This is a genomic window from Cetobacterium somerae ATCC BAA-474 (genome assembly GCF_000479045.1).
Classification (GTDB): Bacteria; Fusobacteriota; Fusobacteriia; order Fusobacteriales; family Fusobacteriaceae; genus Cetobacterium_A; species Cetobacterium_A somerae.
This window is the reverse complement of record NZ_KI518199.1, coordinates 1-4100: the sequence shown is the minus strand read 5'-3', so window position 1 is coordinate 4100 and position 4100 is coordinate 1. Positions and strand designations below refer to the sequence as shown.

Here is a 4100-nt window from a genome sequence, read left to right as displayed (position 1 = left end):
TATAAAAAAGTTTTAAATTTATTATAAATTAAAGTATCTAATTCAATAACTTTAAAAAGTAATTTAAGTCTTTATATGTTTTAATTATTATAATTTTATTTGAATAGGAATTAGTATAAATAAAATTATCTAAATCTATTTGATATTGGAAGGTCCAAGAAATAAGATTTTTAAAATCTTTTAGTGTTTCCTTTGGTCTATAATTAGTAAATTTTCTTATAAAGAATCTTTTAAATAATCGATAGTATTGAGTCCATTTATTGGTTTTGATTACTAAAATATAGTCAGCTTCAGAGAAAGTGGAGAAAGTCCAAGAATTGATATAAACACCATCTATAATCCATGAGTTGTTTAATAAAATCAAATTTAATCTAGATTCTCGATTGATGTAATCATTTTTTATTCTATTGCCAGTTGAGGAAGTATTCCAAAATATATTATCTAAATCTGTAGTTTTAATATTTAATTCTTTACTTAAAAAATTACTGATATAAGTTTTTCCACTTCCAGGAGAACCAATTATTCTTATTTTTAAATTCTTATTTTTCATAAATTTAGCTCCTATTTTTAATTTATAAAACTTAAATACTCATTTAAACTTTCGATTATACAATTATAAAAAAAATCATAGACTTTCTCATAATTTTCATAATAGCTGTTATCAAGAGCTTGGTAGTACTCTAATTTGTCAGTAGTCAAAATAGTTATAGGAGGATATCCAAGTTTTAAAAGCTCTAAATTAGTTAGTAGTCTTAAAGTTCTACCATTCCCATCAATGAATGGGTGGATATTAATAAATTTACAAATAAATTCAATAATTCTGTTAATAGTAACAGGTTTAGAAGTATACCAAGCCATTAAATCATTCATTTCTTGAGAAGTAACGGTAGTCCTGTATTTGCCTTTGTTAGTACAATTAAGCCCATCTAAAAGTATAGCATAAACAGTTTTTATATTTTCTTCAGATAAAATTTCGTTTGTTAAAGTTTCAATATAAAGTAAAGCATTATAGTAGTTTCTAATTTCTAAATGATCTTTTAAAGACTTTTTACCTACAGCTAAATTAGTTTCAATAACAAATCTAGTTTCCATTTCAGTAAGAGCATTTCCTTCGATAGCATTTGAATTATATGTATTTTTAATTATATAGTTTTCTTTTATTCTTTTTATTTCACCTTGATTAAGAGGTATTCTATGATCTAGTTCACTTTTTAATTCATAAATTTTCTTTAATTTATTATTCATGGTAACACCTCACTTTTAATGATTATAGTAATATTATATTATTTGATTTATCTAAATACAACTTTAGAATAATTATAAAGTATTTATTTTATAAAATTGACTTTTAGAAAAGTTAGAATTAAACTATTATTAGAAATTATAAGGGGGAAATTGAATGTATTATGAAAAGTTAACAGAAAATAGGAAAAGGTTTGTGAATCACTTGATACCACTTATAGATTCAACATTTGATAGAGAGATTTATGAAAAAGAAAGAATAAAAACAATTTCAATTGATGCTTCTTGGGGAATGGGAAAAACTCTATTAAAAGATGTATTGGTAGAAAAATTAGGAGAGAATGGAATAAAAGCTAAAGCTATAAATGCTTGGGAAACAGATTATTTCAGTGATCCTATGAAATCTTTGATTGGAGAAATAAATGGAAGTGATTTAAATCTATCTTCAGATACAATAGAAAAAGGTGAAAAATTAATAAAAAATATAGGTGGAGTAGCCACTAAAATATTTGGAACAGCTTTATTAAAAAAGCTGAACTTTACAAATGAAGATATAATTAATATAAAATCTATATTTCAGGGAATAGATAGTTCTGTGGTAGAAGAGTATAAAAAATACAAAGATTTAGTTAAAAGTTTTAAAGAAAGTTTTGGTATTAGTGTGGGAACTTCAAAAAGAGTTATAATTTTGGATGAATTAGATAGATGTAAGCCAAGTTATGCAATTGAGTTATTAGAAGCAATAAAGCATATTTTTGATATTTATAATCTAACTTTTATATTCCTTATAAATAAAGAACAATTAAAATATACTGTTGAAAATTTGTATGGTTGTAATAGAGAAAATGAAGATTATTTCGAAAAGTTTTTTGATCTTCAGTTAATATTCCCTGAAATAGATATATCAGATTTTTTACAAATAGAATATGAAAATTATAAATACACAAAGGAAGCACTTATAAAAGATGGAGAATTAAATTTTGAAATTTTTATGAAGGCGTTATTGATTAAAATATTAGAAACAAAATATAAAGAAATTAAAATAAAATCTATTCGACAAATAAGAAAAATTTTAAATAAATTTACTTGTCTTTTAAGAACGTTTACAGAAGGAGAAAAAAGGTCATTAATATTAATAACAAATTTTATCGCATATTTTCTATATAGAGAATTTTATAATGAAATAAAAAAAGATAAAACTATATTTGGGATTGATATATTGTACTTTTTTCAAGATATAATTTGTAATAGGGAAATAAATTCAGGGTATAAAATAGAAGTACTTGATAGTTTTTATAATAATGAGTGTTTATTTGAGGTAGAATCAACTATTATATTAAGTACGTTAGCTACACTTACAGAAGTAAGAAAAGTGGTAATTACTAATCAGAATAACTTAATAAGTGAAAAATTAAAATATCCTTTATTTAATCAGAAATTTAATTTTAATCAAATAAAAATACTATGTGATGGAAATACTATTGGTATTCCTTTAAATTTGAATTTTATTAATGAGTTTAAAGAAGAGAGCATCTATAAATGGTGTGAAGAAAAATATGAGTTTACTTGCTATATAGATTAAAATAAAAAAGATAGATTAATTTCTACCACTATTTTTATTTTGGATGTATTTAAGCCTATTTTCTATGGTGGTTCCTGCTCCACCGAAAAAAACAATGTTATTGCTGGTTTTTAGAATTTCAGCTAGGTTATCCCATTTCTCATTCATTTTAAATACCTCCATTTGTAAGAATTTAAAGATCTATTTTTTTAATTATATTACTATTAGAGTATATTTGCAAAAAATAATAAGAACCTCTGGGGGGGATAGAGGTTCTTATCTGGGGGGATTAAATTATTTATTACTTTTAACACTTATTATAATATTTAGACCACAGGTTTTATAAAAAAGTTTTAAATTTATTATAAATTAAGATTTTATTTATTTTTAGAATCTTTTAAAAATATAAAAAATAGAATTCCACCAGAAACTATACTATTAGAAATACTAAACGTCCCATTGAAAAGTTTAGCAAATAAAAATCTAAATAAAATAGTTCCACCAAAACTTAAAATAAGTAATTTATATCGTTTTTTTACAAAATTTATAATATTCATTTTAATTCTCACTTTCTAAAAAAATAAAATTATTAATTTATAAAATAAAAAAAGTTTTAACCTTTTTAGCGGGTGCTTAAATGAAGAAAAAACCCTAAAATTAAAGTTAAAATTCCTATAAGTACTCCAATTAAATCATCAAAATCAATTTTTTTCATTTCAGAACTCTCCAGATAAATTTATTAAAATTATTTTTTAGAATTTGTTAAAGATACAAAAAAACAAATAAATGAGAGAAACAAGCTACTTAATAGACTAAATGTATCATTAAAAAAATATGCATATAGAAAATTAAAAAGGGTAATTCCTACGAAGTATAGAAAAAAAGATTTATAATATTTTTTTACAAAATCCAAGACATTCATTTTAATCCTCCAGTTTAACTAAAGTTTATATAATTATTTTTTCTTTAAATTTAGAGATACTATGAAAGAAATAATTATTATTTTTAAAGCCTCCCACCAACTGAATATTTTATTAAAAAATTTAACTTCGATTAAATTGAGAATAAAAATGATTATAGTTATTAAAAAAAATTCTTTCCAGTGCTTTTTTATAAGATTTACAATATTCATTATAGTGTCACTCCCCTAATTAAGTTATTTTGTAATTAGATAGGTAAGTATTTTATTGATATGGTTATTATAGAATGAATAATATTACTGAGGTTAATTTTTACACTAAAACTTTAAATCTAAACATATAAAATAAAAGAATCTACATAAAATTAAAAATTAATA

5 protein-coding genes are annotated in these 4100 nt (G+C 22.1%); 1 reads left to right on the top strand and 4 read right to left on the bottom strand.

Features of this window, described 5'->3' with window-relative positions; genetic code table 11:
• Positions 1 to 37 precede the first annotated feature (37 nt).
• Positions 38 to 550, bottom strand: a complete 513-nt coding sequence (locus tag HMPREF0202_RS11160) for a P-loop NTPase family protein (RefSeq protein ID WP_023050899.1) — start codon at positions 548 to 550, stop codon at positions 38 to 40.
• Between the two features lie 17 nt (positions 551 to 567).
• Positions 568 to 1245 carry a Fic family protein gene (locus HMPREF0202_RS11155; protein WP_023050898.1) on the bottom strand — a complete coding sequence of 226 codons (678 nt, stop codon included), beginning with the start codon at positions 1243 to 1245 and terminating at the stop codon, positions 568 to 570.
• 154 nt (positions 1246 to 1399) lie between these two features.
• On the opposite strand from HMPREF0202_RS11155, the gene HMPREF0202_RS11150 reads away from it, so the two are divergent.
• On the top strand, positions 1400 to 2824 hold the full coding sequence (locus HMPREF0202_RS11150; RefSeq protein WP_023050897.1) for a KAP family P-loop NTPase fold protein: 1425 nt from the start codon (positions 1400 to 1402) through the stop codon (positions 2822 to 2824).
• A gap of 15 nt (positions 2825 to 2839) precedes the next feature.
• Here HMPREF0202_RS11150 and HMPREF0202_RS15650 read toward each other — a convergent pair whose 3' ends face one another.
• Both HMPREF0202_RS15650 and HMPREF0202_RS11145 read right to left on the bottom strand, forming a co-directional pair.
• A complete protein-coding gene (locus HMPREF0202_RS15650) occupies positions 2840 to 2971 on the bottom strand; it encodes a hypothetical protein (RefSeq protein ID WP_257163916.1) in 132 nt (43 codons plus the stop codon).
• 209 nt (positions 2972 to 3180) lie between these two features.
• Positions 3181 to 3360 carry a hypothetical protein gene (locus HMPREF0202_RS11145; RefSeq protein WP_023050895.1) on the bottom strand — a complete coding sequence of 60 codons (180 nt, stop codon included), beginning with the start codon at positions 3358 to 3360 and terminating at the stop codon, positions 3181 to 3183.
• Between the last annotated feature and the right edge of the window lie 740 nt (positions 3361 to 4100).

Excerpts from the sequence above, each read along its gene's own strand:
- HMPREF0202_RS15650 (WP_257163916.1), bottom strand. The coding sequence starts at position 2,971 with ATGAATGAGAAATGGGATAACCTAGCTGAAATTCTAAAAACCAGCAAT.
- HMPREF0202_RS11145 (WP_023050895.1), bottom strand. The coding sequence starts at position 3,360 with ATGAATATTATAAATTTTGTAAAAAAACGATATAAATTACTTATTTTA.
- HMPREF0202_RS11150 (WP_023050897.1), top strand. The coding sequence starts at position 1,400 with ATGTATTATGAAAAGTTAACAGAAAATAGGAAAAGGTTTGTGAATCAC.
- HMPREF0202_RS11155 (WP_023050898.1), bottom strand. The coding sequence starts at position 1,245 with ATGAATAATAAATTAAAGAAAATTTATGAATTAAAAAGTGAACTAGAT.
- HMPREF0202_RS11160 (WP_023050899.1), bottom strand. The coding sequence starts at position 550 with ATGAAAAATAAGAATTTAAAAATAAGAATAATTGGTTCTCCTGGAAGT.